The 26,902-nt window shown below is 27.2% G+C and carries 27 protein-coding genes and 1 other RNA gene; 17 read left to right on the top strand and 11 right to left on the bottom strand.

The window, feature by feature from the left end:
- Positions 1-4: 4 nt before the first annotated feature.
- The gene (locus N3D74_01145; protein MCX8094785.1) at positions 5-454 is read right to left on the bottom strand and encodes a SoxR reducing system RseC family protein; all 450 of its coding nucleotides are present in this window, start codon (positions 452-454) and stop codon (positions 5-7) included.
- Positions 455-458: 4 nt separating this feature from the next.
- Positions 459-626, bottom strand: a non-coding RNA gene (ssrS, locus tag N3D74_01140) — 6S RNA.
- Positions 627-709: 83 nt separating this feature from the next.
- Here ssrS and N3D74_01135 point away from each other — a divergent pair.
- Positions 710-1,444: a class I SAM-dependent methyltransferase gene (locus N3D74_01135; protein MCX8094784.1), complete on the top strand. Its 735-nt coding sequence runs from the start codon at positions 710-712 to the stop codon at positions 1,442-1,444.
- Here the strand turns inward: N3D74_01135 and N3D74_01130 are convergent.
- Genes N3D74_01130 through N3D74_01100 form a run of 7 tightly spaced genes read right to left on the bottom strand, consistent with a single transcriptional unit; the run spans position 1,405 to position 8,846 of the window.
- Positions 1,405-3,585: a DNA internalization-related competence protein ComEC/Rec2 gene (locus N3D74_01130; protein MCX8094783.1), complete on the bottom strand. Its 2,181-nt coding sequence runs from the start codon at positions 3,583-3,585 to the stop codon at positions 1,405-1,407. The two genes, N3D74_01135 and N3D74_01130, sit on opposite strands and share 40 nt — an antisense overlap.
- Positions 3,582-4,151: a helix-hairpin-helix domain-containing protein gene (locus tag N3D74_01125; protein MCX8094782.1), complete on the bottom strand. Its 570-nt coding sequence runs from the start codon at positions 4,149-4,151 to the stop codon at positions 3,582-3,584. Before N3D74_01125 ends, N3D74_01130 begins: the two co-directional genes overlap by 4 nt.
- Before the next feature lie 19 nt (positions 4,152-4,170).
- Positions 4,171-5,091 (bottom strand): ornithine carbamoyltransferase, encoded by a 921-nt coding sequence (gene argF / locus N3D74_01120; GenBank protein MCX8094781.1) that lies wholly within the window; start codon positions 5,089-5,091, stop codon positions 4,171-4,173.
- Positions 5,092-5,103: 12 nt separating this feature from the next.
- A complete protein-coding gene (locus N3D74_01115; GenBank protein ID MCX8094780.1) occupies positions 5,104-6,681 on the bottom strand; it encodes a M2 family metallopeptidase in 1,578 nt (525 codons plus the stop codon).
- A gap of 28 nt (positions 6,682-6,709) precedes the next feature.
- Complete coding sequence (locus tag N3D74_01110; protein MCX8094779.1) at positions 6,710-7,234, bottom strand: chromate transporter; 525 nt, start codon at positions 7,232-7,234, stop codon at positions 6,710-6,712.
- On the bottom strand, positions 7,231-7,755 hold the full coding sequence (locus tag N3D74_01105; protein MCX8094778.1) for a chromate transporter: 525 nt from the start codon (positions 7,753-7,755) through the stop codon (positions 7,231-7,233). The genes N3D74_01110 and N3D74_01105 overlap by 4 nt, the downstream gene beginning before the upstream one ends.
- Positions 7,752-8,846 carry an alanine racemase gene (locus N3D74_01100; GenBank protein MCX8094777.1) on the bottom strand — a complete coding sequence of 365 codons (1,095 nt, stop codon included), beginning with the start codon at positions 8,844-8,846 and terminating at the stop codon, positions 7,752-7,754. Before N3D74_01100 ends, N3D74_01105 begins: the two co-directional genes overlap by 4 nt.
- A gap of 119 nt (positions 8,847-8,965) precedes the next feature.
- On the opposite strand from N3D74_01100, the gene N3D74_01095 reads away from it, so the two are divergent.
- From N3D74_01095 to N3D74_01050, 10 genes are all read left to right on the top strand, one after another.
- Positions 8,966-9,892 (top strand): branched-chain amino acid transaminase, encoded by a 927-nt coding sequence (locus tag N3D74_01095; protein MCX8094776.1) that lies wholly within the window; start codon positions 8,966-8,968, stop codon positions 9,890-9,892.
- 16 nt (positions 9,893-9,908) lie between these two features.
- Positions 9,909-10,913: a tRNA (adenosine(37)-N6)-threonylcarbamoyltransferase complex transferase subunit TsaD gene (tsaD, locus tag N3D74_01090; GenBank protein MCX8094775.1), complete on the top strand. Its 1,005-nt coding sequence runs from the start codon at positions 9,909-9,911 to the stop codon at positions 10,911-10,913.
- A gap of 49 nt (positions 10,914-10,962) precedes the next feature.
- Positions 10,963-12,312 (top strand): aspartate aminotransferase family protein, encoded by a 1,350-nt coding sequence (locus tag N3D74_01085; GenBank protein MCX8094774.1) that lies wholly within the window; start codon positions 10,963-10,965, stop codon positions 12,310-12,312.
- Between the two features lie 71 nt (positions 12,313-12,383).
- Entirely contained in the window at positions 12,384-12,986 is a 603-nt protein-coding gene (locus tag N3D74_01080) for a PAS domain S-box protein (protein MCX8094773.1), read from the top strand.
- A gap of 745 nt (positions 12,987-13,731) precedes the next feature.
- On the top strand, positions 13,732-14,769 hold the full coding sequence (locus N3D74_01075) for an L-erythro-3,5-diaminohexanoate dehydrogenase (GenBank protein ID MCX8094772.1): 1,038 nt from the start codon (positions 13,732-13,734) through the stop codon (positions 14,767-14,769).
- 1 nt (position 14,770) lies between these two features.
- A complete protein-coding gene (ablA, locus tag N3D74_01070) occupies positions 14,771-16,051 on the top strand; it encodes a lysine 2,3-aminomutase (protein MCX8094771.1) in 1,281 nt (426 codons plus the stop codon).
- Positions 16,020-17,000, top strand: a complete 981-nt coding sequence (locus N3D74_01065) for a hypothetical protein (GenBank protein ID MCX8094770.1) — start codon at positions 16,020-16,022, stop codon at positions 16,998-17,000. Before ablA ends, N3D74_01065 begins: the two co-directional genes overlap by 32 nt.
- A 2-nt stretch (positions 17,001-17,002) precedes the next feature.
- A complete protein-coding gene (locus N3D74_01060) occupies positions 17,003-18,541 on the top strand; it encodes a lysine 5,6-aminomutase subunit alpha (protein MCX8094769.1) in 1,539 nt (512 codons plus the stop codon).
- Between the two features lie 9 nt (positions 18,542-18,550).
- Positions 18,551-19,312 (top strand): cobalamin-dependent protein, encoded by a 762-nt coding sequence (locus N3D74_01055; GenBank protein MCX8094768.1) that lies wholly within the window; start codon positions 18,551-18,553, stop codon positions 19,310-19,312.
- A 2-nt stretch (positions 19,313-19,314) separates the two neighbouring features.
- On the top strand, positions 19,315-20,133 hold the full coding sequence (locus tag N3D74_01050) for a 3-keto-5-aminohexanoate cleavage protein (GenBank protein ID MCX8094767.1): 819 nt from the start codon (positions 19,315-19,317) through the stop codon (positions 20,131-20,133).
- 1 nt (position 20,134) lies between these two features.
- Here the strand turns inward: N3D74_01050 and N3D74_01045 are convergent, their stop codons facing one another.
- Positions 20,135-20,782, bottom strand: coding sequence for a 3-oxoacid CoA-transferase subunit B (locus tag N3D74_01045; protein MCX8094766.1), 648 nt, complete (start codon positions 20,780-20,782; stop codon positions 20,135-20,137).
- Between the two features lies 1 nt (position 20,783).
- Complete coding sequence (locus tag N3D74_01040) at positions 20,784-21,446, bottom strand: CoA transferase subunit A (GenBank protein MCX8094765.1); 663 nt, start codon at positions 21,444-21,446, stop codon at positions 20,784-20,786.
- Between the two features lie 95 nt (positions 21,447-21,541).
- Here N3D74_01040 and alaS point away from each other — a divergent pair, with 95 nt between their 5' ends.
- From alaS to N3D74_01010, 6 genes are read left to right on the top strand one after another with little or no spacing between them, the layout of a single operon-like run.
- Positions 21,542-24,142: an alanine--tRNA ligase gene (gene alaS / locus N3D74_01035; protein ID MCX8094764.1), complete on the top strand. Its 2,601-nt coding sequence runs from the start codon at positions 21,542-21,544 to the stop codon at positions 24,140-24,142.
- A gap of 12 nt (positions 24,143-24,154) precedes the next feature.
- The gene (ruvX, locus tag N3D74_01030) at positions 24,155-24,574 is read left to right on the top strand and encodes a Holliday junction resolvase RuvX (GenBank protein ID MCX8094763.1); all 420 of its coding nucleotides are present in this window, start codon (positions 24,155-24,157) and stop codon (positions 24,572-24,574) included.
- Positions 24,571-25,557, top strand: coding sequence for an endolytic transglycosylase MltG (mltG, locus tag N3D74_01025; GenBank protein MCX8094762.1), 987 nt, complete (start codon positions 24,571-24,573; stop codon positions 25,555-25,557). Before ruvX ends, mltG begins: the two co-directional genes overlap by 4 nt.
- On the top strand, positions 25,554-26,168 hold the full coding sequence (gene udk / locus N3D74_01020) for a uridine kinase (protein MCX8094761.1): 615 nt from the start codon (positions 25,554-25,556) through the stop codon (positions 26,166-26,168). Before mltG ends, udk begins: the two co-directional genes overlap by 4 nt.
- Positions 26,169-26,173: 5 nt before the next feature.
- The gene (locus N3D74_01015) at positions 26,174-26,410 is read left to right on the top strand and encodes a hypothetical protein (GenBank protein ID MCX8094760.1); all 237 of its coding nucleotides are present in this window, start codon (positions 26,174-26,176) and stop codon (positions 26,408-26,410) included.
- Entirely contained in the window at positions 26,403-26,900 is a 498-nt protein-coding gene (locus N3D74_01010) for a YqeG family HAD IIIA-type phosphatase (protein MCX8094759.1), read from the top strand. The genes N3D74_01015 and N3D74_01010 overlap by 8 nt, the downstream gene beginning before the upstream one ends.
- Positions 26,901-26,902: the final 2 nt, after the last annotated feature.

Raw genomic sequence — 26,902 nt, 5'->3', positions numbered from 1 at the left:
TAAATCAAGAATTTTCATCTGTTAGATTTTTTAAGAAATCTTCATTAATTACCTCTTCTATTTTAGGTCTTAACAAAAGGAATTTATTGAAAACCCGAATTAATAGGATAGAAAAAACTAAAAATATAAATCCTGACAAAATTGGAGTAATGTTTTCTCCTTTAAAATAAATATTTTTAAATATATATTCACCTAATATAGAACCAACAAACATAGAGATTATCGGAATTAAATAAATAACGAATGTAATAAAAACATATTTTTTTGGTGGAACTTCCAAAAGAACAATATCTCCTGGTTTTGCATTTATTTTATTTTCTGCTTCAACCAATTTCTCTCTTTCTCTATGAAATAAACATTTTTCTTTGCTTATACAACTTTCACAATAAGAACCACCAACTTCAACTATAGAAAATTTGTTTTTATTTTCTAATACTTTTCCAATTTCTTTCATTTAAAAAATCCCCCAGGCTACGTGAGTCAGGATAGGATTGAACCTGCATCCAAGCAGGTGGGATTCTCATTTATAACTCTTCCATCCCAGAAGAAGTTATAAAGATATTGAATCCCATTTTTTACCGTGTTGGCCCAACCCATCCTTTTCAACACGATAGCCCGAGGGTCAATTTAATAATATCAAAATTTTTAATTTTATTCAAACAACTTAATTTTTTTAAAAATTTTTGTAAGATTTAAATTAAGAGGAAATATGGAAGAGTGGTATTTTGATTTTTTTGATGATAATTATCTTGAGCTTTATCTTAAAAAGCAAAAAGAAGAACTTACTTTTAAACAAGTTGATTTTATAATAAATGCTCTTTCTCTTAAAATGGGTGATAAAGTTTTAGATTTAGGTTGCGGAATTGGAAGACATATTTTAGAACTGGGAAGAAGAGGAATTTCTGGTCTCGGAATTGATTTTAATGAAAAATATATTGAAATAGGAAAAAATTTAAAAGGTGATTTAGAAAATATTGATTTTAAAAAAATAGATATGAGAGAAATTAATTTTCAGAATGAATTTAATGCAGTAATATCAATTTGGACAAGTTTTGGTTATTTTTCAGACGAGGAAAACCTATTTTTGCTTAAAAAAGTCAATAACTCCTTAAAAGATAATGGAAAGTTTTTACTTGATCTTGAAAACATTTATTATATGTTAAAAAATCTTCCAAAAGAAAGATGGGAAAAGGAAGGAAATTTCTATATTCTAGAGAGAAATGAATTAAATATTAAAACAAGTAGATTAAAAACTGAAAGAGTTATTATTAATAATGGAAATAATAAAAGTTATATAAGAATATATAGAGTTTTTACATATAAAGAAATAGAATTTTATCTTAAAGAAGCAGGTTTTAGAATTATAAAATGTTTTGGTGGGTATAATTTCGAGGAGTACTCAATTCATTCAAAAAGATTAATAGTTATTTCAGAGAAATTATAACTTTTTATATTATAATTTTTATTATTATCTATTTCACATTCAACTGCTCCATCTTTATCTGTTCTATAAATTTTAGAATTCAAAGAATTAAGATAATTTATAACATCATCTGATGGATGACCAAAATTATTTGATCCAACAGAAATTACTGAAATTTGAGGATTTAAAATATTAAAAAAATTTTCATTATAGGAATTTTTACTTCCATGGTGAGGAACTTTTAATATAAAAACATTCTTCAATTTATCAGGATAAAGATTATATATTTCTTCTATTGCTTCATTTTCAATATCACCACTTAAAAAAAATTTAAAATTTTCATATTCTACAATTATAGAAAGTGAATTGTTATTATCATTTGCTCTCAAATATTCTTTTCCATTAGGATAAGGATTTAAAACAAAAAATTTTACCCCACATATTTCAAATTCATCTCCTCTTTTCAATTTATTTATTAATATTTTTTCTTTTTGAAGAATTTTTGCTAAATCTATTCCATAATTAGACAAATTTATATCAGGATAAAGTAAATTTTTAATTTTTACTCTTTTTATTACATGAAAAAGCCCTTCAATATGATCACTATCTTCATGAGTAAAAATAACATAATCAATTTCATTTATTCCCAATCTCTTTAAAGAATTTAAAACTCTCATTCCAGGGCTTTTTTTCTCTTTATCTGAGGTTCCTCCACCATCAACTAATATAGTTTCATTTTTTGGTGTTTTGATCAAAATTGAATCACCTTCTCCAACATCAAAAAAAATTATTTTAAAGTTATTAAAATCTTTTAAATAGGGAAAAGAAAATGTAATCAAAGTTATAATTAAAAAAATAATAAAATATTGTTTTACTTTTTTTAATTCAATTTCTTTTAAAAAAATTAAAACAACAATAAAATAGATAATAAAATAAAAGATAATAAAAAGAGTAGTAGGTTTTTTAATACCAATTGAAGATAAAGGAGTGTTTGAGAAAAAAGAAACTAATTTTTCAATTATATAGCAAATTGGTTTAAGTATTAATATTGACTCTTTGAAAATTATAGATATTAACGAAAAAAAGAAAATAACCGGAAGAAACAATGAAATTAAAGGAATTATCACTAAATTTGATATTAGTGTTATAAAAGAGAAAAAAGGGAAGAAATATATAAGAATAGGAAAAGAACCAAAGATAATAAAAGAAGGTAGCATTAAAAATTTTAGTAATCTATTTTTAAATTTTTCTGAAATTGTTATTATCGAGAGGGTAGATATAAATGTTAATAAAAAAGATGGAGAAATTAAATTAAGTGGATTTATTAAAATTAGAATTATTGCTGAAAATAGAAGTGAATTTAATGTATCAATCTCTCTTTTGAAAACCTTGCCAATTAAAAAGAATGAGTACATAAAAAAAGCTCTTAATGCTGAAACTGGAAAGAGAATTATAATAAGATATATAAAAAGAATAATAATAACAATCAAAGGATTGAGAAAGATTGAGAAAAATCCACCCAAAATTGAAAGATGAATTCCTGAGATAGCAAAAAGGTGAATTGTTCCACTATATTTAAAAAGTTCTTTTATTTCACTATCAACTGTTTTGCCTCCAAAAATAAAACCTTCGAAAATTTCAGAATTTTTTCCGAAAATGTTTAAATTATTGTAAATTTTTTCTCTTAATTTTGAAATTAAACTTTGATTTTTTTCGATAATTTCTATTTTATTTGCATAAAAATTCCCTCTTATTCCTTCGGTTAAAGAATATATATAATAACTTTCTTCTCCAGGGTTTCCTTTGAGACTATTTAGAAAAAATCCCTCAATCGAAATTTTATCACCCGGTTTTAGAAAAAAATCACCATTTTTATACACTAAAAATTTTCCCAAATTGTTTTTTAATACAAAACTATTTTCATTTTCATATGAAACTACTTCTCCCTTAATTATGTTTTCTTTAAGTTCTAAAAAAGATGGAGTTTTAAAAAAATAAACTCTTGTTAGTCCTAAAATTATAAAAATTGAATAGAAAATAAAAAAATCCCTTCTTCTGATAAATAAAATTGGGATAAATAAAAAAATAATTAAAAATGGATACTTAATAGAGAAAAGGGATAGGAGAAAGAAAATAAAAATTATCCTAAATAGTTTTCTCAAGGACCAACTGTAATTAAATTTTTAATAGCCTCAAACTTCTTATCTCCTATCCCTGAAACTTTCTTAATATCTTCAATTGTTTGAAAATATCCATTTGTTTCTCTATAATCAATAATTCTTTGGGCGAGAGTTGGACCAATCCCAGGAAGTGATTCAAGTTCTTCTTTTGATGCAGTGTTTATATTAATAAGATTTGATTTAGGTTTGGTTGATGATATTCCAGATTGAGTAGTCTTTGAATCATCTTCAGTTAAAGATTTTTTTGCAAATACAGTTATTTTTTCACCATCAATTAGTTTTTTTGAAAGATTTATAGAATTAATATCTGCATTTTCAGAAAGACCACCTGCTTTCTCAACAAGTTGAAAAACTCTATCACCATTCTCCATTTCATAGACACCTGGATATTTTATCTCTCCTACTATCTGAACATATATCTTTTCTTTTGTTTCATTTAAAGTTAATGTCTCTTTTGAACTGAGTTTTGATGAGTAAAAACCTATAATTATTCCTAAGACAAATGCAACAATAGTTATTATTATCCATTCCCTTTTTTCTAAAATCAATTTTTAAACCTCATCAGTTTTATAAAAGCAAAGATAAAATTCCCTTTTGAATATGTAATCTATTTTCTGCTTGATCAAAAACAACTGAATTAGCACTATCTATAACTTCATCAACTACCTCTTCTCCTCTGTGAGCAGGTAAACAATGCATAAAAATAAAATCTTCTTTTGCATATTTTACAAGTTCTTTATTTACTTGATAAATCTCTAGTTTTTTCTTTTTAATTTCACTATCTTCCTGACCCATAGAAACCCAAACATCAGTATATATAACATCGCTATCTTTAACTGCTTCAATAGGATCTTCAATTAATATGAGTTCTCCACCATATTTTTCACCTTCTTTTGCCATTTTTACAACTTCTGGATTTGGTTCATATTCTTTTGGAGTTGATACAACAACTTTAAGCCCCATTTTAACACCACCAATCATTAAAGAGTGACAAACATTGTTTCCATCTCCAACATAAGTTAGTTTTATCCCTTCTAATCTTCCCTTCTTTTCTTTAATAGTTAAAAGATCACCTAAAACTTGACAGGGATGAAACATGTCAGAGAGTCCATTTATAACTGGAATTGAAGCATATTTTGCAAGTTCAACCAAATCTTTATGAGAAAAAACTCTTGCCATAATGCCATCAAGATATCTTGATAAAACTCTTGCTGTATCTGCAATTGTTTCACCTCTTTTAAGTTGTAGTTCACTAGATGAAAGATAAATTGCATGTCCTCCAAGTTCATACATTGCAACTTCAAAAGAAACTCTAGTTCTTGTAGATGGTTTTTCAAAAATCATTCCAAGCTTTTTACCTGAAAGAATTGGTGTTTTTTCTCCCATTTTTGATTTTAATTTTAGCTCTTCACCTGCTTTTAAAAATAAATTTAATTCCTCTTTTGTAAAGTCATAGAGAGTTAATAGATCTCTTCCCTTTAAACTCATATTTCCTCCTTATTAGATTATTGAAACTTCTTTTACAAGATAATCTGGGTTTAGTGTTTCACCAGTTGATTGAATTAAAAGTTCATCCCATCTTAAACTTGCCCCTGGTTTGAATATTTTATTTATAAAAAATGCACCGACTTTTTTGTTAAAAATATCATCTGATATATTCTCTTTTAAATAAAATCTCATTTGAGAAGCCATCATTTCACCTAGAAGATAATTTTGATAATATACTGGATTTGTTCCAAAATGGATTTTTGCAGCCCAATCGGGTTTTCCTCTTCTTTCTTCTGGAATATTTAAAAATTGATTTTGAGAAACGAAATCATACCAAAGTGAATCTATATTTTCTTCTCTTTCATAAAGTTCTCTTTCAAAGAAAACAAAATTAATTATCCACCTTGCTGATATCATAAGTTGATCTCTCAAAGAAATGTGTAGTTCGTTTTCAAACTTTTCAACCTCACTCTCATCTAATCTTACAATTTTTTTATACCACTCTGGTCTTCTTGATAATCTTCCAAAAAACATAGCTACTGCTTCTGTAGTAAATATGTGAGAGGGAGTTCTTAAAATAACAGGTAAAGTTTTATCTATATATTTATCGTAAACTGCATGACCCATCTCATGAAGCATTGTTTCAGCCCATTTTTCATTTGGTCTTATATTAGCAAGAATTCTTACATCATCTTCTCTATCTATAAAAATACAAAAAGCATGTTGATTTTTGCCTTTTCTTTCATAAAGATCACTTCTTTTTAAAATTTCTTCCACTTCCATTCCAATTTCTAAATAGGTTCTTTTTGTTAAATCTTCAATATTTCTATTTTTAAATATTACATCAAAAGGAATATTATATACATTAGGTGCCTCTTGGAAAAATCTATCACTATAATGCCAAGGCATTAAATTTTCTTGTGAAACTCCTAGTTTACTTGCAACTCTTTCATCTACCTCATCTTTAATAATCATAAAAGATGTATCTGTTTTGGATTTAAAATCTTTAAACATTTTGTGAACTTCATTTACATTTAGTTCTTGTAATTCAAACATCATCTCATAATAATTTGAATAACCAAAATCTCTTGCTATTGAATTTCTAAGTTTAACTAAGTCATATATTTTTGGAGCAACAACTTCTCCTATTTCTTTACTAGCTTCCCATGCCTTTTTTCTTAAGTTTGAATCTTTTTCATTTCTTAAAATTTCTACAATTTCATTATCACTGACTTCCTTTCCATCAATTTTTCCTCTAAAATTTACAAAAATTGATTCAATCTCAATTTCTTTTGTTGATAACTCTTTTAATTTGTCCTCACTAATTTGATTTGGAAGCATCTCATTTCTTAAAAGAAGAAGCTCTCTATATTCAATTTTTGATAATGATGTATCTTTTAAATATTTTTCAACTAATTTAAATTTCTCTTTGTCTGAAAGATATCTTCTCAATTTTAAGTCACTTTCTTTTAATTTTTCTTCCCATTCTCTTTGACCAGTTGTTGCGAGATTCCAATAATTTAGACTAACTTCTTTAATTAATTCCTTTAACTCACTGTTTACCTTATCTAAAAATTCCTTTATTTCCATTTTTTCCTCCTTTCAACTTTTTAAAAAATTATATCATTTTAATAAGCATAACACCTATACCACCAAGAAAAACAACAATAAGTGGATGAATTTCTTTTTTTATAAAAATTAACATTAGAAGAGTTAAAAAAATTATAAATGTTTTTAAATCTATTATTGAATTTGATGTAATTAGATATGTTGCAAATAAAACTAAAACAGCAACTCCTACTCTTAAACTTTTATAAAAATTTGAAAGATCATACTTTTTATTTAGAAAATTTAAAATTGTTTCTAATAGAATCAATATAATTATTCCAGGCATAATCAAACCAATTGAGGCAAAAAATCCACCAGTGAATGAAGCAAATTTATTTCCTGTATAAGTTGCTATATTTAAAGCAATAGGTCCTGGTGTTATTTCGGCTATTGAAACCATATCAAGAAACTCTTTTAGAGTTATTAATTTGTAAACATTTACAAGTTCATCTTTTATTATTGATAAAGCACTCCAACCACCACCATAAGAAAATAAACCTATTTTAAAAAATATAAAAAATAATTTTAGAATCATTTTTTATTCCTTTTGGATGTAAAAACAAAATAAAAAAAGGTTATTAAAACGAGTGTATAAATTGAGTGAAGTTTAAAAAGAAAGATTAATAAAAACCCAAATAAAAGAAAAATTGCTTCAATAATTTTAAAGTTTTTTATTATCCCTAATAAAAAGTTAATCAATATTATTGAAATTCCAACTCTTATTCCCTCTAAAAAATGTTGGACATATAAAATATCAATATATTTTTTGAAAAGTGAAGCTACTATTAAAATAGCAAAAAATGGAGGAATAAAAACTCCTAAAACATAATAAAGTCCAAGCATAACTCCGCCAAGTTTCATTCCAACCATAAATGCAGTGTTTACTGCAATAGGACCAGGTGAACTTTGTGCTTTTGAGAAAAGGTTCAAAAATTCTTCTTTTTCAATTACATTTTTCTTTATGATTTCTCTTTCAATTATTGGAACCATTGCATAACCACCACCCAAAGTTAATGTGCTTATTTTCAAAAATGTGAAAAATAGTTTATATTTCATTCTTCAATGTAAATTTTTTCTATATAAGGAGAAGTCATTGCAGATAAAACACCTGAGTAATTTAACCTGAACGAAATTACATCTCCAACTTTTGAAAAGTATCTTTTATTTAAATTGATAACCATATGATCACTTGATGCACCAACTATTTTAATATCTTCGTCGTTTTTTATTCCACCTAAATTTACATCTTGTCTTCCAAGAGAAAGAATCCCCCTTATCATTTCACCTTCATCTTTAAATTCAACTTCTTCTCCAAAAGCATCTTTTGTTCTCTCTCCCCATGGTTTTGATGGTTTTCTTTTAACTTCAATTAACTCTGCTTCAAGTAAAAATGTATCTTCTCTTAAACCAGGAAGTCTCTCTCTTTTTATTGCTTCAACTCCACAAAATATGCCTTCTCCAACTCTTACTTGGTTTATAAAATTAGGTAACTTTTTATCCCATATCATTTTTAGTAAATTTGATCCACCTCCTGAAATAATTTTTACAGGAATCCCTTCATCTTCGAGTTTTATCTTTAAATCATATAAAACTTTTAAATTTTTTTCATCTGGAATGATTCCAGAAAAACATGTTGTATTTGTTCCAAGACCAAGAAATTCAATATTTGGAAATGTTATCAACTTCTTCACAAAAGGAATAACTTCTTCTGGCATAACTCCCTCTCTTAATTCTCCAACTTCCACCATAACAATTACTCCATGTTTTTTACCTTTCTTTTTTAAAGAGAGTGAAAGTTTTTCAATTGTAGAAAGTTCTGTTTCTAAAGAGATATCAACCAAATCAGATGTTTCTTCTATCTCTGAAAAAGAAGGTGCTCTTAAAAGAAGTGTATTTACTTTAATATGAGAAAAATTTTTTATATTTTTAACTCTTGAATCACCTATAACTTTAGCACCAAGAGAAACAAGAGTTCTAACTATGTTTTCATCACCTCTAACAACTTTTGTTACAGGAACAACTTCAACTCCTAACTCCTCACATTTTTTCTTTATTTTTAAATAATTCTCACCTATTGCTTTTATGTTAATAATTAGTCTTGGATACATAACTTTAAAAATTATAACTCTTAAAAAGATTTCTTTCAAATAAAGTTAATTATTTCAATTTAAATTATTTTATGCTTTGATATAAAAATTTATTGAATTAAATTAAATTTATCATAAAATATTGTTTAATTATATTTATCATATAAAAAGGAGGAGCCATGCCGATTAAGGAGGCTAAATTTATTTGGATGAATGGTGAATTTGTTAACTGGTGGGATGCAAAAATTCATATTCTATCACATGTAATTCATTATGGTTCTGGTGTTTTTGAAGGTATAAGGTGTTATAAAACAGACAAAGGTCCAGAGATTTTTAGATTAAAAGACCACCTTATTAGATTAAAAAATTCTGCAAAAATTTATAGAATGGAGATTCCTTATTCAGTTGAAGAATTAAGGGAAGCAACAAAAGAGTTGATAAGGAAAAATGATTTAGAATCTGCATATATAAGACCTATAGTTTATAGAGGATATGGAACTATTGCACCAAATCCACTAAATGTTCCAGTTGAAGTATCTATTATTGCTTTTGATCTTGGAAGATATCTTGGAGATGAAAATATAAAAAAAGGGTTGAATGTAATGGTTTCTTCATGGAGAAAATTTGCACCTGATACTTTACCTGCTATGGCAAAAGCAAGTGGTAATTATCTAAATTCTCAACTTGCTTTAATGGAAGTTGTAAGTTATGGATTTCAAGAGGCAATTCTTCTTGATTATTTTGGTTATATAAGTGAAGGAAGTGGAGAAAATATCTTTCTTGTAAAAAATGGTATACTTTATACGCCACCTCTATCTTCATCAATTTTGGAAGGAATAACAAGAGATTCAATTATTAAGTTGGCAAGAGATCTTGGAATTGAAGTTAGAGTTGAATTCATGCCAAGAGAAGCACTTTATATTGCTGATGAGATATTTTTAGTAGGAACTGCTGCTGAAGTAACACCAGTTATAAGTGTAGATAAGATTAAAGTTGGAAAAGGTGAGATTGGAGAAATAACAAGATTGCTTCAGGAAAAATATTCTAACATAGTTGAGGGCAAAGAAGAAGATAAATATGGATGGCTCGATTATATTGATATATGATAAAATTTAATTACATATGAAAGTTTTAGGAGTTGAAACATCCTGTGATGATACATCAATGGCAATAGTTAGTGATGGAAAACTAATTTCCATGGTAAGAGCTACATCTGAGGATTTTCACAAAAGTTATGGGGGAGTAGTTCCAGAAATTGCTGCAAGAAAACAACTTGAAATTTTCCCATTTGTTTTAGAAGATCTTGAAAAGAAAAGTGGAATTTCTCTTGATAAAATTGATGGTGTTTCTGTAACCATAGGTCCAGGTCTTGTTGGTTCACTTCTTGTTGGTGTTGAATTTGCTAAAACCATTTCTTACTCTCTTTCAATACCATTAATCGGTGTTAACCACCTTGAAGGGCATATATATTCAATTTTTTTTGATCATAATTTAGAATTTCCATTTTTATCACTAATTATTTCAGGAGGACACACGATTTTATTAATTGTTGAAGAGAATCTTAAATATAAACTTCTCGGTGAAACAGTTGATGATTCAGCAGGTGAAGTTATTGATAAAATTGGAAGAAGATTAGGTTTTGATTATCCTGCTGGAAAGATGCTTGATGAACTTGCTCTTAAAGGAGATCCAAATAGATTTAAATTTTCAATTCCAAAATTCAAAGATAAGAAAAAAAGATATTCTTTTTCCTTTTCAGGTTTAAAAACAGAAGTGTTAAATATAATAAATAAAGGTGATTACAAAGTTGAAGATTTAGTTTCATCTATGTTTTATTCTATCTATGAATCTTTAATGAGAAATATAAAACTTGCTTATGATGAATTTAGAATAAATAAAGTTTCAGTTGTTGGAGGAGTTTCAGCAAGTAAATTTTTGAGAAAATATTTTAATTTAAACTCTAATTTTGAATTTTATTTTCCTTCATTTGAATTTTCAACTGATAATGGAGGAATGATTGCTCTTGTTGGGGAAAAATATTTTCTTGAGGGTTATTTTTCAGATTATAATCTTGATGCAATTGCATCTTTACCAATTAATAAAAATCCTTATCTAAAGAAAAAATAAGTTAGATGTTATAATTTTTTTGAATAGTTTAATAAAATAGGAGGTTATTATGGATAAAAATGAACTCATAAAAATTGCTGAGAGCAATGTTTTACCTCATTATGCTTTTGTTAAAGAGATAAGAGAGAAAGGGCCAAAAATTATTGTAAAAGGAGATGGTGCAAAAATTTATGATATTGATGGAAAAGAGTATATAGATGGTTTGTCTATTCTTTGGACAGTAAATATAGGCCATGGAAGAAAAGAGATAATTGAATCCCTTAAAGAACAACTTGAAAAAATAAATTATGCAAGTTTATTTGGAGGTTATTTTAATGAACCAGCAATAAAACTTGCTGATAAATTAAGTAAAATAACTCCATCAACACTAAAGACAACATTTTTTATCTCTGGTGGATCAGAGGCAGTTGAATCAGCTATTAAATTTGCAAGACAATACTGGGCAATTAAAGGTTATCCAGAAAAAAAGAAAATTGTTTCTAGAAGAGAATCATATCATGGGGTAACTTATGGGGCACTTTCTGCAACAGGTTTAAGAATCTATAGACAACCATTTGAACCTCTTCTTCCTTTTTTTATTCATATCTCTCCTCCATATTGTTATAGATGTGATTTTGGAAAAGAGCCAAACTCATGTAATGTAGAATGCGCCAAATGTTTTAAAGATATTGTCTATTATGAAGGAAAAGGAACAATTGCAGCAATAATAATGGAACCAGTTATGAGTGCAGCAGGTGCTCTTGTTCCACCAAAAAAATATTTTGAGGAGATTCAAACTATTGCAAGAGAAAATAATATTTTAATAATTGCAGATGAAGTTATAAACGGATGGGGAAGATGTGGTGAACTTTTTGGTTCTTCACTTTTTAATTTAGACCCTGATATTATGGTTTTTGGAAAAGGGATAACATCAGGTTACGCACCTCTTGGTGCAATGATCGTTAAAGAAGAATTATTTGAAGTTTTTGTTGATAATATGTTTGTCCATGGACACACATTTGGAGGACACTGCCTTTCAACTGTTGCTGCTCTTAAAAATATAGAGTTAATTGAAAAAGAAAATTTACCTCAAAAAGCAAAAGAAAAAGGAGAAAAATTAGGAAAACTATTAAATGAGTTAAAGAAACACAAAAGAGTTGGTGATATAAGAGGCGTTGGGCTTCATTGGGCAATTGAGTATGTTAAAGATAAAAGCACAAAAGAGAGAATTCCTTCTAACATAAGATTTGCTATGAGAGTTGAGGAAGCTGCATATAAAAGAGGTTTATATCTTTGTAGAGCATCAGTTGATAAAACTTATATTGCACCACCACTCGTAATTGAAGATAAAGATTTAGAAAGAATAGTTCAAATTTTAGATGAAGCAATTGATGAAGCAACAAAAAGTATAGAAATTTAATTTTTTTTTTTATTAAATATGCTAAATTTTAGGCAAAATTTCTATTTTAAAAATATGATATAATTTTAACAATGGAAAGGATAAAATATTTTCCTTGGGAATCATTAATTGATATACTTTTAAATTATGTTGATATAGGAATTCATATCATTGATAAAAATGGTGTTACGCTTTTTTATAACAAAGCAAATTCAAAACTTGAAGGACTATCTGAAGATGAAGTTATCGGAAAAAATATTCTTGAAGTTTTTCCATCTTTAACACCAGAAACATCAACTCTTCTAAAGGTTTTAAAAACAGGCGAACCAATAATAAATAAACTTCAAGTTTTTTTAACATATAAAGGAAAAGAAATAACAACTCTTAATACAACTTTTCCTTTATATTATGGAGGAGAACTAATTGGCGCAATTGAACTATCAAGAGATATAACAGAAGTTAAAAAATTAAGTGAAAAAATAATTGAACTTCAGAGTGGAAAAAAAGAAGAAAAAAATCAATTAATGGCAGAACAAAATTATAAAGTTGATTTAAAACAAGAAGTATTATTGGAACAAATTTATCAGAAAATGAATAAATTAGAAGAAGATATTAAAAAAATTGAAGACTCATTAATACTCCTATACTACTTGTTGGTGAACCACAGGTTGGAAAAAGATTACTTTCTCAAATAATTCACTCAATATCAAAAAGAAAAGAAAAGAAATTTTTATATTTAAATTGTTCAACTTATGAGGAGTCACTACTTGAAGAAATAATCTTTGGAATATATGATTCAAAACAAAAATTAATTAAAGAGGGTTTTATCCACATATTAGATGGCGGAACTCTTTATCTTGCAAATATAGATTCTCTTCCACTAAGATTACAGGATCAATTAACAAATCTTTTAGAAAGTAGTAAATTTGGAGGAAGATTAATAACATCAATTGAGACCTTACCAATTTTTTCAATAAAAGAAGGAAAACTTAAAAAAGATTTATATTATGAAATTTCAAAAATTGAATTTGATATTCCACCTTTAAGAGAGAGAAAAGAAGATATTAAACTTCTATCAGATTATTTTCTAAATAAACTCAATAAAAAATATAAAAAGGAAAAAAAATTTAGTGATGATTTTTTAGACTTTCTTCTTTCTTATAACTTCCCAGGAAATGTTGGAGAATTATTTTACATAATTGAATCGTCATATTTAAATTCTCATGGAAAAATAATAAAAAAATCATATTTACCAAGATCAATTTATTTTAAAGAGTCGAGTTTATCTGAGTTATCATCTGAATTTGAAAAAAAGATAATTGAGGAAGTTTTAAATATTTCAAACAGAAATATATCTAAAGCAAGTAAGATTTTAAAAATACCAAGACAAACCCTTCAATACAAAATAAAAAAATACAAATTAGGAGAAAGGAGAAAAGTATGAGAGGAGATAAATTTGGAAGACATAGAGTCTTAGAGCCAGAAGGTTATCTTCCTCAACCTGCTAAGAAATTAAATAATGATTTTAGAATTATTTATTCAAATGAGATTTTAGTTGATGTTAAATTTTTAAATATAGACTCTTCATCATTTACTCAAATAAAAAATGAAGCAAATGGTGATTTGAAAAAAATTGAAGAGATAATTTTAAAAATTGTTGAAGATAGAGGAAAGATGCATAATCCTATAACTGGCTCTGGTGGTATGTTTGTTGGTGTTATTGAGAAAATAGGAGATGACTTAAAGGAAAAAGTTGAAGCAAAGGAAGGAGACCTTATTGCTTCTCTTGTTTCGCTTTCATTAACTCCATTAAAAATTGAAAAAATAAAAAGCATAGATATTGAAAAAGAACAAGTTGAAATTGAAGGAAAAGCTATAATTTTTGAAAGTGGAGTTTTTACAAAAATTCCATCTGATTTCTCTTTAAGAACTTCACTTTCTCTTCTTGATGTTGCAGGTGCTCCAATTCAAGTTTCAAGAATTGTGAAAGAGGATGATAAAGTTTTAATTATTGGTGCAGGTGGAAAATCTGGCCTTCTTTGTACATATATTGCAAAAAAATATGCAAAAAATGGAATTGTAATTGCTCTTGCACATTCAGAAAAATCAAAAAAAAGAATTGAAAGATTAGGTTTTTATGATTATTTAATAACTGGAAATGCACAAGACCCAATTGAAATATATGAAAAAGTTAATGAAATAACTAAAGGAGAATTATGTGATAAAGTAATAAATTGTGTAAATGTTCCAGATACAGAGTTGTCATCAATTCTTTCATGCAAAGAGAGAGGCTTAGTTTACTTTTTTAGCATGGCAACATCATTTACAAAAGCAGCTCTTGGCGCAGAGGGGATTGGAAAAGATATTGATATGTTGATTGGAAATGGTTATGCAAAAGGTCATGCTGAATTTGCATTTAATATTTTAAGAGAAAATTCTCACTTAAGAAAAATTTTTGAAGAAGAGTTTGGAGGGTAATATGAGGGATTATAGAGAGATAGATATATGGAAAGATGTTAAAGAAGAGGAGTGGTATGATTGGCATTGGCAATTAAGAAACAGAATAATGAATCTTGAAATTTTAAAAAAAGTTATAAATTTAACTCCTCATGAAGAAGAGGGGGTAAAAAATTCTTTAATAAAATTAAGAATGGCTATAACTCCATATTGGATTACACTTATTGATAAGGATGATCCAGAGGATCCTATAAGAAAGCAATCTGTACCAACAATTAAAGAATTAGATATAAAGGAAGAAGATATTTTAGATCCTCTTTTTGAGGATGTTGACTCTCCAGTCAAGGGATTAACTCATAGATACCCAGATAGAGTCCTTTTTTTAATTACAGACCAATGTGCTATGTATTGTAGGCATTGCACAAGAAGAAGGTTAGCAGGTGAAAGAGATAGAGCTCGAACAAAAGAAGAATTATTATTAGGGATTGAATATATAAGAGAACATACAGAAATAAATGATGTTTTATTATCTGGTGGCGATGCACTTCTTGTTTCAGATGATACACTTGAATTTATTCTTAAAGAGTTAAGAAAAATTCCACATGTTGATGTTATAAGAATTGGAACAAGAGCGCCATCAACTCTACCTATGAGAATAACTGATAAATTAGTTGATATGCTTAAGAAATATCATCCAATTTGGCTTAATACTCAATTTAACCACTATAAAGAAATTACAGATGAAAGTAAAAAGGCAATTTTAAAACTTGTTGATGCAGGAATTCCAGTTGGAAACCAAAGTGTACTTCTTAAAGGAATTAATGATTGTCCTGTAATTCAAAAGAAACTAGTTAATGAACTTGTAAAAATAAGGGTAAGACCTTATTATCTATATCAATGTGATCTTTCACAAGGTATATCTCATTTTAGAACATCAGTTGGAAAAGGTATTGAGATAATAGAAAACTTAAGAGGACATGTTTCTGGTTTTAAAGTTCCTACATATATTATTGATACTCTTGGTGGTGGTAAAATTCCAGTTTTTCCAAATTATCTTATATCAATGTCAGATAGGAAGGTTGTTTTAAGAAACTATGAAGGTGGATTTTTCTCTTATACAGAACCTGAAGATAAAATTTCAAACTGTCCAAAAAATTGCGATTTATGTGAAAAAGAGAAAAATTTAATAAGTAAAGATGGCCCAGCATCAATACTTTCTGGTAATAGACTTTTAATTGAACCACCAGATTCAGAGAGAATCAAAAGAAGAAATGGATATTTTACAAAAACTAAAAGAGAATAATATAAAAATTTTATCAATTATAGGACTTTCAAAAAATTGTGGTAAAACTACAACTTTAAATAAAATAATTGAAATTTTAGAGAAAGAGGGCAAGAAAGTTTGTATTACTTCAATTGGAATTGATGGGGAAAGTTTTGATTACCTTTTTCTTTTTGAAAAACCAAAAATTCATCTAAAAGAAAATTTTTATGTGATAACTTCTATTGATTCTCTTGAAAATAGTGATGCTAAAATTTCAATAGTTAAAAAATTTAATATATTTACTTCAAAAGGTGAATTAATTTTAGTGAAAATCGAAAAAGAAGGAGATGTTGAAGTATCTGGTCCATATATTGGAAAAGATTTAGAAAAAATATTAAATGAAATTAAAGAACTAGATTTTGATTTCATTTTAATAGATGGAGCAATTGATAGAAAAGTTAGTATAAGATATTCTGATGGAATAATTCTTCAAACTGGTCTTAATATTATGGATAAAAAAGAAGAGATAATTGAAGAAACTCTATTTTATAAAGAACTTTTTTTGCTCCCTGAGATAGATGAAGAAATAAAAAATATAATCTATAAAATAAAAAATCACCATAAGTTCATCTATATTCTTAATAATGATTTCATTAAATCAGACACAATTAAAAAATTTAACGAGAAATATTTATTTATAAATGGTGCTTTAACTGATGCTATTTTAGATGAAATAATAAAAGAGGATATTAAAAAAATTATTGTTGAGCATCCCTATAATATTCTCACATCAAGAAAAATATACTTTGATTTTAAAAAAAATGAAGGAGATATTTATGTTATTAATCAAGTTAAACTTCTAGGATTTTCATTTTCCTCTTTTAATCAAGAAGGAGTTTTTAATTTAAAAGATGAGGAGGAGGTTTTTGAAACATTGAAAGATAGATTAAAACCATTTGAAATTTTTGATCCAGTTAAAGGAAGGTAAATATGGAAAAGGGAATTTTAAATTTAAATGAAGAGAGAGTTTTATATGCAAAAGAAATTGCAAAGAAAATTTCAGAAAAAGTTATCAATGAAATTAAGGATTATTCAACAGTTTCAATTGAAAGGGGCATTTTAAGATTATTGGGCATAAAAGGTGTAGATTCAAAAGGTGTTCCCATTGTAAATCTTTTTGTTGAAAAATTAAAAAAAGAAAATCTTTTATCTAAAGGAGTTTTATTTGTTATTTCAAATGGAATTTTAAACTACAACTCTTTGAAGCCAGAGGATTTTGTTAAAGGAGTTCTTGATGGAAAAATTAGTTTAAATGAAATTAAAATTTTAGAAAAAGAAAAGGTTGAAAAATTAGCAAAAAATTTAAAAAAAGAATGTTTAGAGAGAATAAATAATAGAAAAAAAGAGAGAGAAGAACTTTTTCAAAAATATACTCCATTTGAAAAACCATACTTTTATGTAATTGTTGCAACTGGAAATATTTATGAAGATGCAAAACAAGCATCTTCTGCTGCTTATCTTGGTGCCGATTACATTGCAATAATCAGAAGCACTGCTCAATCTTTGCTTGACTATGTTCCTTATGGTTTAACAACAGAAGGATATGGCGGAACTTATGCAACACAGGAAAATTTTAAATATGTAAGAGAAAAACTTGATGATGTGACACAAAATACAAAAAGATACATAAAACTTGTTAACTATTCTTCTGGTTTATGTATGCCTGAAATTTCAATAATTGCAGCTCTTGAAAGGTTAGATCTTATGGTAAATGATGCTCTATATGGAATTTTATTTAGAAATATAAATCCAATTAGAACTATGATTGATCAGAAATTCAGTAGATTTATCTTATCACTTGCAGATATACCAATTGTAACTGGTGAGGATAATTTGATTAAAACAGTTGATTCATTTGAATTTTATTACACAGTTATAGTTTCTCAACTAATAAATGAGCAACTTGCTAAATTTTCTTCTATGAATGAAAACCAAATTGGTCTTGGACATGCTTATGAACTTGATCCAAACTTAGAAAATTCTTTTTTATATGAAGTTGCACAAGCACAACTTGTAAGAGAACTTTTTCCGAAATCTCCAATTAAATATATGCCACCAACAAGATATAAAACAGGAAATATCTTTTTCTCTTATGCAATGGATACTTTATTCAATATTGTTTCAATTTTAACGGATCAAGAGATAGTTTTATTAGGTATGTTAACTGAAGCACTTCACACCCCTTTTGTTCAAGATAGATATCTTGCAATTGAAAATGCAAAATATATAAGAAGAGCATTAAGAAACATTTCAAAAGAATTTGTAATTAGAAATGGTGGTTTGATAGAAACGAGAGCAAAAACTATTTTTGAGAAAGCAGTTCAAACTCTTGAAGAAATAGAGAGTTTAGGTTTGTTTAATGCTTTAGAAAAAGGTTATTTTTCTAATGTAAAAAGACCTAAGTTTGAGGGAAGAGGATATGAAGGAGTGTTTAAAAAAGATAAAGATTATATTGAATTTGAAATTTAGGAGAAGAATATGAAAGAAAAAGAATTAATAATAAAACCATATGGTGATTTACCAAATGATGGTATGGTACAAATTTCTTTCACTTTACCACTTAAACTCTCCAATCTTTCAAGAGAAATTGCAAGAAAAATTGCAAGAGAAATGAATCTTACAGATGAAATAATTGTTTTTGAAAAAGATCTTTATGAAGATTTTTCCTTTTACATTATTTATGGAAAATTTAAGAAAGGAGTTCTTATTTCAAAAATAGAAGTTAAAGAAGAAGAGAAAAGAAAACATGAATTTCATGAAGTTTTAGAATTAGGTGAAAAGATTTTAGATAAAAGAAAGATTAAAATAATTGCTGCAACAATTGGTTCAGATGCTCATACTGTTGGACTTGATGCAATAATTAATGCAAAGGGTTATAAAGGTGATTCTGGACTTGAAAGGTATCCCTTTTTTGAAATTTTAAATTTAGGAGCACAAGTTCCACATGAATTTTTAGTTTCAAAAATTTTTGAATTTAAGCCTAATGCGATTTTAATTTCTCAAACAGTTACTCAAAGAAACATTCACCTTAAAAATTTAACATATCTTGTTGAACTTCTTGAAGCTGAAAATATAAGAGACAAAGTTATTTTAATTTGTGGTGGATTTAGAATTACAAAAGAACTTGCTCATGAACTCGGATATGATATGGGATTTGGAATTGATACATATCCATCTGATGTTGCATTTTATATTATTAATGAAGTTGTTAGGAGAAATTTATTTGATAAATGGAGTTAATTATGGAAAAATTAATTATCACTGTTGCCCCAGTAGGGGCTGAAGTCACAAGAAAAGAAACGCCTTACCTTCCTTTAACACCAGAAGAAATAGCAAATGAGGTATTAAGGAGTTATAATGCTGGAGCATCTGTTGTTCATCTTCACGCAAGAGATGAAAGAGGGGCACCAACACAAAAAAAAGAAAGATACCAAGAAATTATTGAAAAAATAAAAGAAAAAGTACCAGATATAATAATTCAAATTTCCACAGGTGGAGCTATTGGTATGAGTTTTGAAGAAAGAGCTGAGCCACTTGAACTTAATCCTGAATTTGCATCTTTAACTTGTGGAACTGTAAATTTTGGCGATGGAGTTTTTTATAATCCACCAGATTGGATTAAAAAGTTTGCTTTAATTATGAAAGATAGAAAAATAAAACCAGAAGTTGAAATTTTTGAAGCAGGAATGATTGATAATGCTTTAAGACTTTTAAAAGAGGATCTAATTGAAGAACCAATACATTTTGATTTTGTTTTAGGAGTACCAGGAGGTATGAGTGGTGATCCTAAAAATTTAATTTTTTTAATCAACTCTATTCCTAAAAATTCAACTTGGATGGTTGCAGGAATTGGAAGATATGAATTTACTCTTGGAATAATTGCAGTTACTCTTGGTGGAAATGTTAGAGTAGGGTTTGAAGATAATATTTATATAAAAAAAGGAGTTTTGGCAAAATCAAATGCTGAACTTGTTGAAAGAATCGCAAAATTTAGTTTAGAATTTGGAAGAGAAATTGCAACGCCTGAAGAAGCAAGAAAAATTTTAAATATTAAAAAATAAATTAAATTTCCATAATTTTTAGATCTTTTGATACATTAAGTTTTGCTTCTGTTTTAGAAATTACTTCTTCAAGAGTTGTGAATGGACTAATCTCCTTTAAAATGAGTCCTTCTTTATTTACTTCAATAACTGCAAGTTCAGTAACAATTAAATTTACTCTTTTCTTTGCAGTCAATGGGTATGTACATTTTTTTAAAATTTTTGGTTCACCTTTTGCAGTATGTTCCATTGCAACAATTAATCTTTTAGCTCCAACTGCAAGGTCCATTGCCCCACCTATTCCAGCGATCATTTTTCCAGGTATTATCCAATTTGCCAAATTCCCTTCTTCATCAACTTGAATTCCACCAAGTACTGTAACATCTATATGTCCACCTCTAATCATTGTAAAAGACATAAATGTGTCAAAAAAGGAGGAAAATGGAAGTGTTTTAACTGGAACATTTCCTGCATTTGTTATTTCAGGGTCAGGTTTTTCTTTATTAACTTCTCCAATTCCTAAAATTCCATTTTCACCTTGAAAAATAACTCTAACTCCTTGAGGAATATAATTTGATACAAGAGTTGGAATTCCAAAACCTAAATTAACTATATCTCCATCTTTTAACTCTTTCGCAACTCTTTTTGCAATAAGCTCTTTTGGATCCATTTTATTTTCCTCCTTTTACGATATAATCAACAAAAATTCCAGGTGTCTCAATTTCATTTGGATTCATCTCACCTATTTCAAGTAAATTTTCAACTTCAACAATTACTTTTTTTCCTGCAAGAGCCATAATAGGGTTAAAATTTCTTGCTGTTCCATAATATTTTAAATTTCCAAATTTATCTCCCCATTTTGCTTTTAATATTGAGATATCTCCTCCAAGAGGCAATTCAAGCAAAAATTCTTTTCCATTTATAGAAAATTTTTGTTTTCCTTCTTCAACAATTGTTCCAACTCCAACTGGTGTTAAAATTCCACCTAAACCTCCTCCATATGCTCTTAATCTCTCAATTAAAGTTCCTTGTGGTACAAATTCAACTTCAAGTTCTTTATTTAAATATTGCCTTTGAGTTTCAGGATTAGTTCCAATATGAGTTGTTATAACTTTTTTTACTCGCCTCTCTTTTATTAACTTTCCTATACCTTTATCTGGAAATGATGTATCATTACATATTATTGTTAACTCTTTTACTCCTAATTCTAAAATTGTATCTATTAATATTTCACTTGTACCATTTGCTAAAAAACCAGCTATAAGAAGAGTTGAACCATCTTTAAGTCCAGATAATAGAAGTGCCTCTTTTGGTTCTCTAACTTTATCAAACATTTACACCTCCCAAAGAAGATTTTAAATCTATTTTATCAAAATTTATTATGATATAATAATTAGAAAAGTTTTTTGAATTTTCATTAAGGAGGTATATGAGTCTGACTTCAAGTAGTATAAGGAGTGAATTTTTAAAATTTTTTGAAGAAAGAGACCATATTATTCTTCCATCATTTTCTTTAATTCCAAAAGATCCTACACTTCTTTTTACAGCAGCAGGTATGGTTCCACTTAAATCTTACTTTCTTGGAGAAGAAGAGCCTCCAAAAAAAAGAATTGCAACATGTCAAGCTTGTATTAGAACTAATGATATTGAGCAAGTAGGCAGAACAATAAGACATCATACTTTTTTTGAAATGTTAGGTAATTTTTCGATTGGTGATTATTTTAAAGAAGAAGCAATTTCTTGGGCATATACTTTGTTAACAAAGAATTGGGGTTTAGATAAAGAAAAAATATGGGTTTCTATTTATCCTGATGATGATGAGGCTTTAGATATTTGGAAAAAAGTTGGAATTCCTGTAGAGAAAATTGTAAGACTTCCAGATAATTTTTGGCAGATGGGAGAAGAAGGTCCATGTGGACCAGATTCAGAAATTTACTATGATTTGGGGGAGGAGTTTTACTGTAGTGATCCTTCTCTCGGTCCAAAATCAGAAGGAGATAGGTTTTTAGAGGTATGGAATCTCGTTTTTACACAATTTGATAGAAAAAAAGATGGGACTCTTACTCCACTACCAAGAAAAAATATTGATACTGGGATGGGCTTAGAAAGAATAACAATGGTACTTCAAAATAAAAAAAGTAATTTTGAAACAGACCTATTTTCAGGAATTATAGAAAATATAACAAAAGTATTATCTTGTGATTATGATGAAAAAACAAAAATAAATATAAGAGTTATTGCAGATCATATAAGAGCAATAACATTTTTAATTTCAGAAAATCTCTTTCCCTCAAATGAAGGAAGAGGATATGTTTTGAGAAGATTAATAAGAAGAGCATTTTCATCTGGATGGGCTCTTGGTGCAAGAGATCCATTTTTATATAAAATTTATCCATCAGTTGTTGAAAAGTTTAAAGAACCATATTCTTTTTTAAGAATTGATGGAAAAATTGAAAGAGTAATTTTGAGTGAAGAGAGAAATTTCATTGAGACTCTTGAGAAAGGGATAGATATTATTGAAAATTTAATTAAAAAAGCATTAGAAGAGAAAAAAAGAGAAATTTCAGGTAAAGATATATTCTATATTTATGATACCTTTGGATTACCAGCAGAAGTAGTTGAAGATATACTCTCTTCAAGAGGACTAAATTACAATAAAGAGGAGTTTGAAATTGCATTAAATGAATCAAGAGAAAAAAGTAGAAAATTAGCAAAGGGTTTAAAATTATACGAGGAGAGTTTAGATTTTATAAAAATTAAAGAAGATGTTGGTGAGACAGAATTTATTGGATATGAAAGAATTGAGGGAGAAGCTGAAATACTTGTTTTAATGAAAAATGGTGAAAGGGTTGAAAAACTTAAAGAAGGAGATGAAGGTTTAATTATTTTAAATAAAACACCTTTTTATGGAGAGAAAGGTGGACAAGTTGGGGATACAGGAGAAATTAAAGGGGAAAATTTAATCATTTCTGTATTAGATACAAAATCACCTGTTGAAAATTTTATAGTTCATGTTGCAAAGGTGATAAAAGGTGAAGTAAAAGAGAAAGACAAAGTTTATACATTTGTTGATAGAAAAAGAAGAGATGGAATAAAAAGAGCACATACTGCAACGCACCTTCTTCATAAAGCACTTAGAGAGATACTTGGAGAACATGCTACGCAAAAGGGTTCATTAGTCTCAGAAGATTATTTAAGATTTGATTTTTCACACTTTTCAGAACTAACTGAAAAGGAAATTACTCAAATTGAGAATAAGGTAAACAATTGGATTTATGAAAAATTACCAGTTTTAGCAGAAATTAAAAATATTGAAGAAGCCAAAAAAGAAGGTGCAATAGCCCTCTTTGGAGAAAAGTATAGTCAAATTGTGCGAGTTATTTCAGTTGATGAAATTACAAAGGAATTTTGTGGTGGAACTCATGTATCAAATTCTATAGAAATAGGTGGGTTTAAAATTATTTCAGAAAGAGGAATTGGAACGAATTTAAGAAGAATTGAAGGTATAACTGGTCTCAAGGTTTTAGATTATTTAAGTAAATTATCAAATGATTTTAAAAATCTATCTATTTCTCTTTCTGCAAAAGAAGATGAAGTATTAGCAAAGGTCGATAGATTAAAGGAGAATATTAAAGAACTTGAAAACACAATAAAAACTTTAAAAGAGAGATATTTTGAAAAAATTCTTGAAGATGCAATGAAGAATGTAATAAAAATTAAAGATACAAAATTAATTTTTATTGAAGATAAAACTTTAAATCCCCAAGATGGATTTTATATATTCGATAAAATAAAAGTAAAAGATAATAATTTTATATTTATTTTTATTTCAAGTAAAGATTTGAAAAATATATCAATTTTCATTTCTGATTTAGTAAGTGAAAAAATTAATGCAAAAGAAATTCTTAATTTCATAAATTCAAAGTATGGAGGAAAGGGAGGAGGAAAAGAAAAAACAGCACAAGGGAAAATTGAAAGAATAGATTTAGATTTGAAAGAAATTTCTGATTATATAAATGAAAAAATTTAAATTGAGGAATAGATGAAAAGAATTTTAGGAGTTGATTGGGGTGATAAAAAAATGGGGGTTAGTGTATCAGACCCACTTAAAATTTCTGCAAATGGTGTTGGAATTTTTTATGGAGATTTTGAGGAAAAAATGAATGTTTTAAAAGATTTAATAGAAAAATATAATATTGAGAAAATAATTCTCGGACTTCCAATATCTCTTTCTGGAAATATTGAAAAAGAAGGTGAAAAAATTTTAAAAGTAAAAGAAGAAATTGAGAAAAGATTTTCGATTCAAGTTGAACTTATCGATGAGAGATTCACAACAAAAATATCAAAACAAAGATTTTCTTTTGAAAAAAAGAAAGGAGAAAAAATAAAAGAGAAAAAAACTCAAGATGATCTTTCAAGTGCTATAATTATTTTAAATTCTTATCTTGAGAGGCTAAAATGAAAATTATTAAAATGATAACATTAATTTTTTCAATTTTTCTTTTAATTTTCCTTTCATTGGGTTTATATGCTTATGAAGAGTTTAAACCACCAATGAATTTTGAACCAAAAAAAGTTTATATTAAAGATGGAATGACGCCAAGAGAGATTGGAAAGAAACTTAAAGAGGAAAATATAATTAAAAATGCTGAACTTTTTGTTCTTTTTGCAAAATATTACGAAATTGATGAAAAATTAAAATCAGGTATTTATGAATTTAATGAAAAGATGAATTTAAAAGAAGTTCTTTTTAAACTAACTCAAGGTGGTCTTCCTCCATTTATTAAAGTAACAATAAAAGAGGGTTTCACTTTAAAAGATATTGCTAAATCTTTTGAAGAGAATGGTTTATGCACAAAAGAAAGATTTTTTGAAGAGGTGAATAAAATCGAAGAATATAAAAGTTATATTTTTGAAGAAGCTAAATCACTTGAGGGTTTTTTATATCCTGATACATATTATTTTGAAAGAGAAAATTTAAAAAATAATATTTTAATGATGCTTGAAAACTTCAAAAAGAAATTTTTTGAAGTTTATAAAGATTATAATGGAAAACTAAACAAATATGATATTTTGAAACTTGCATCAATTGTTGAAAAAGAGGCAATGGTTGATGAAGAAAGAGATATTATTGCTGGCGTATTTATTAACAGATTAGAAATTGGTATGCCACTTCAGGCAGACCCAACGCTAAAATACATCCTTGATAACCCATCTTACACACTTTCATCAAAAGAACTTGAGATTGACTCTCCATATAACTCTTATAAATATAACGGTCTTCCACCTACTCCAATTTGTAATCCATCAATAAAATCAATTATAGCTGTTTTAAATCCAAAAAAAACAGATTATCTTTATTTTGTTGCTGATGGTAAGGGAAGACACATTTTTGCTAAAACTTTTGAGGAACATTTAAGAAACATTCACAAGGTAATGCCATGAGAATAATGTTAATTGGAATTGCTGGTGGAACTGGTTCTGGCAAAACAACAGTAGCTCAAAATATAAAAGAAAAAATAGGTGAAGATATTTTAATTTTAGACATGGATTCATATTATAAAGACAATTCAAATATTCCATTTGAAGAGAGGCTAAAAATAAATTATGATCATCCAGATGCATTTGATATTCCTCTTCTTAAATCTCACATAGAGATGCTTTTAAAAGGAGAAGTTGTTAAAAAACCCATATACTCTTTTGTCGAATATACTCGTCTAAAAGATTATGAAGAGGTTAAACCAAAAAGAATTATAATTCTTGAAGGAATTTTTGCTCTATTTTTCGAAGAGTTGAGAAGAGTAATGGATATTAAAATTTATGTTGATACTGATGCTGATATAAGATTAATTAGAAGACTTCTGAGAGATATAAAAGAGAGAGGGAGAACAATTGATTCAGTCATAAAACAATACACTGAAGTTGTAAGACCAATGCATATTCAATTTGTTGAACCAACAAAAAGATTTGCTGATATAATTATTCCAGAAGGTGGTTTTAATGTTGTTGCAGTTGATATTGTTGTTAGTAGAATCAAGGAATTTTTCAGGGAGTGATATTAATGAATGAGTCTATTTTAAGAATATTTTTTCCAAAAGAAAACATTATGATACTTCAAACCTTAATAGAATCACTTGAAGGTAAAGCAATGATTTTATACACCTATGTTGATGACAATTTAGGGATAATGGATATTTCTTTTGATAAATCTTTAATGAATGATGTTCTCTCTTTTTTAAAAGAAGTTTCTGAAATAGTTCCTTTACTATATGAACCATTAAATTACGGTAATGCTTAAAATTTTATATCCAAAAGAATTTTATAAAAAAGTAGAAGATATAAATTTAGATAAATATTCATCTTTTAAAGGAATAATTTTAGATCTTGATAACACTTTAACGAAAAGAGGTGAATATATTTTAGAGAAGGAAATTATTAATTGGTTAAAATATGCAAAAGAAAAATTTAAAATAGGAATAATTTCAAATAATAGAAAGAAAAGAGAAATTAAAGAAATTAAAGAACTAAATATTCCTATAATTTTTAATGGTTTAAAACCTCTTCCATTTTCATTTCTTAAAATTCTTAAATTATTAAAATTAAATAAAAATAATATTATTTTAATAGGAGATCAAATTTTTACAGATATTTTAGGTGGAAATTTTTTAGGTTTTTATACAATACTTGTTGAACCAAAAGATAAAAAAAGAGATTTTATTTTAACTAAATTTCAAAGAATTTTTGAAGAACCTATTTTAAAAAAAATCAAAAATTTTGTTATGTTATAATT

The organism is Caldisericia bacterium (assembly GCA_026414995.1).
Taxonomy (GTDB): Bacteria; Caldisericota; Caldisericia; order B22-G15; family B22-G15; genus JAAYUH01.
The sequence above is the reverse complement of the archived record's forward strand: the minus strand, read 5'-3'. Positions and strand labels throughout refer to the sequence as shown.

Coding starts and splice junctions, on each gene's coding strand:
- N3D74_01145 (MCX8094785.1), bottom strand. CDS start 454: ATGAAAGAAATTGGAAAAGTATTAGAAAATAAAAACAAATTTTCTATA.
- N3D74_01135 (MCX8094784.1), top strand. CDS start 710: ATGGAAGAGTGGTATTTTGATTTTTTTGATGATAATTATCTTGAGCTT.
- argF (MCX8094781.1), bottom strand. CDS start 5,091: ATGAGTTTAAAGGGAAGAGATCTATTAACTCTCTATGACTTTACAAAA.
- N3D74_01115 (MCX8094780.1), bottom strand. CDS start 6,681: ATGGAAATAAAGGAATTTTTAGATAAGGTAAACAGTGAGTTAAAGGAA.
- N3D74_01110 (MCX8094779.1), bottom strand. CDS start 7,234: ATGATTCTAAAATTATTTTTTATATTTTTTAAAATAGGTTTATTTTCT.
- N3D74_01105 (MCX8094778.1), bottom strand. CDS start 7,755: ATGAAATATAAACTATTTTTCACATTTTTGAAAATAAGCACATTAACT.
- N3D74_01095 (MCX8094776.1), top strand. CDS start 8,966: ATGCCGATTAAGGAGGCTAAATTTATTTGGATGAATGGTGAATTTGTT.
- tsaD (MCX8094775.1), top strand. CDS start 9,909: ATGAAAGTTTTAGGAGTTGAAACATCCTGTGATGATACATCAATGGCA.
- N3D74_01085 (MCX8094774.1), top strand. CDS start 10,963: ATGGATAAAAATGAACTCATAAAAATTGCTGAGAGCAATGTTTTACCT.
- N3D74_01080 (MCX8094773.1), top strand. CDS start 12,384: ATGGAAAGGATAAAATATTTTCCTTGGGAATCATTAATTGATATACTT.
- N3D74_01075 (MCX8094772.1), top strand. CDS start 13,732: ATGAGAGGAGATAAATTTGGAAGACATAGAGTCTTAGAGCCAGAAGGT.
- ablA (MCX8094771.1), top strand. CDS start 14,771: ATGAGGGATTATAGAGAGATAGATATATGGAAAGATGTTAAAGAAGAG.
- N3D74_01065 (MCX8094770.1), top strand. CDS start 16,020: ATGGATATTTTACAAAAACTAAAAGAGAATAATATAAAAATTTTATCA.
- N3D74_01060 (MCX8094769.1), top strand. CDS start 17,003: ATGGAAAAGGGAATTTTAAATTTAAATGAAGAGAGAGTTTTATATGCA.
- N3D74_01055 (MCX8094768.1), top strand. CDS start 18,551: ATGAAAGAAAAAGAATTAATAATAAAACCATATGGTGATTTACCAAAT.
- N3D74_01050 (MCX8094767.1), top strand. CDS start 19,315: ATGGAAAAATTAATTATCACTGTTGCCCCAGTAGGGGCTGAAGTCACA.
- N3D74_01045 (MCX8094766.1), bottom strand. CDS start 20,782: ATGGATCCAAAAGAGCTTATTGCAAAAAGAGTTGCGAAAGAGTTAAAA.
- N3D74_01040 (MCX8094765.1), bottom strand. CDS start 21,446: ATGTTTGATAAAGTTAGAGAACCAAAAGAGGCACTTCTATTATCTGGA.
- alaS (MCX8094764.1), top strand. CDS start 21,542: ATGAGTCTGACTTCAAGTAGTATAAGGAGTGAATTTTTAAAATTTTTT.
- ruvX (MCX8094763.1), top strand. CDS start 24,155: ATGAAAAGAATTTTAGGAGTTGATTGGGGTGATAAAAAAATGGGGGTT.
- mltG (MCX8094762.1), top strand. CDS start 24,571: ATGAAAATTATTAAAATGATAACATTAATTTTTTCAATTTTTCTTTTA.
- udk (MCX8094761.1), top strand. CDS start 25,554: ATGAGAATAATGTTAATTGGAATTGCTGGTGGAACTGGTTCTGGCAAA.
- N3D74_01015 (MCX8094760.1), top strand. CDS start 26,174: ATGAATGAGTCTATTTTAAGAATATTTTTTCCAAAAGAAAACATTATG.
- N3D74_01010 (MCX8094759.1), top strand. CDS start 26,403: ATGCTTAAAATTTTATATCCAAAAGAATTTTATAAAAAAGTAGAAGAT.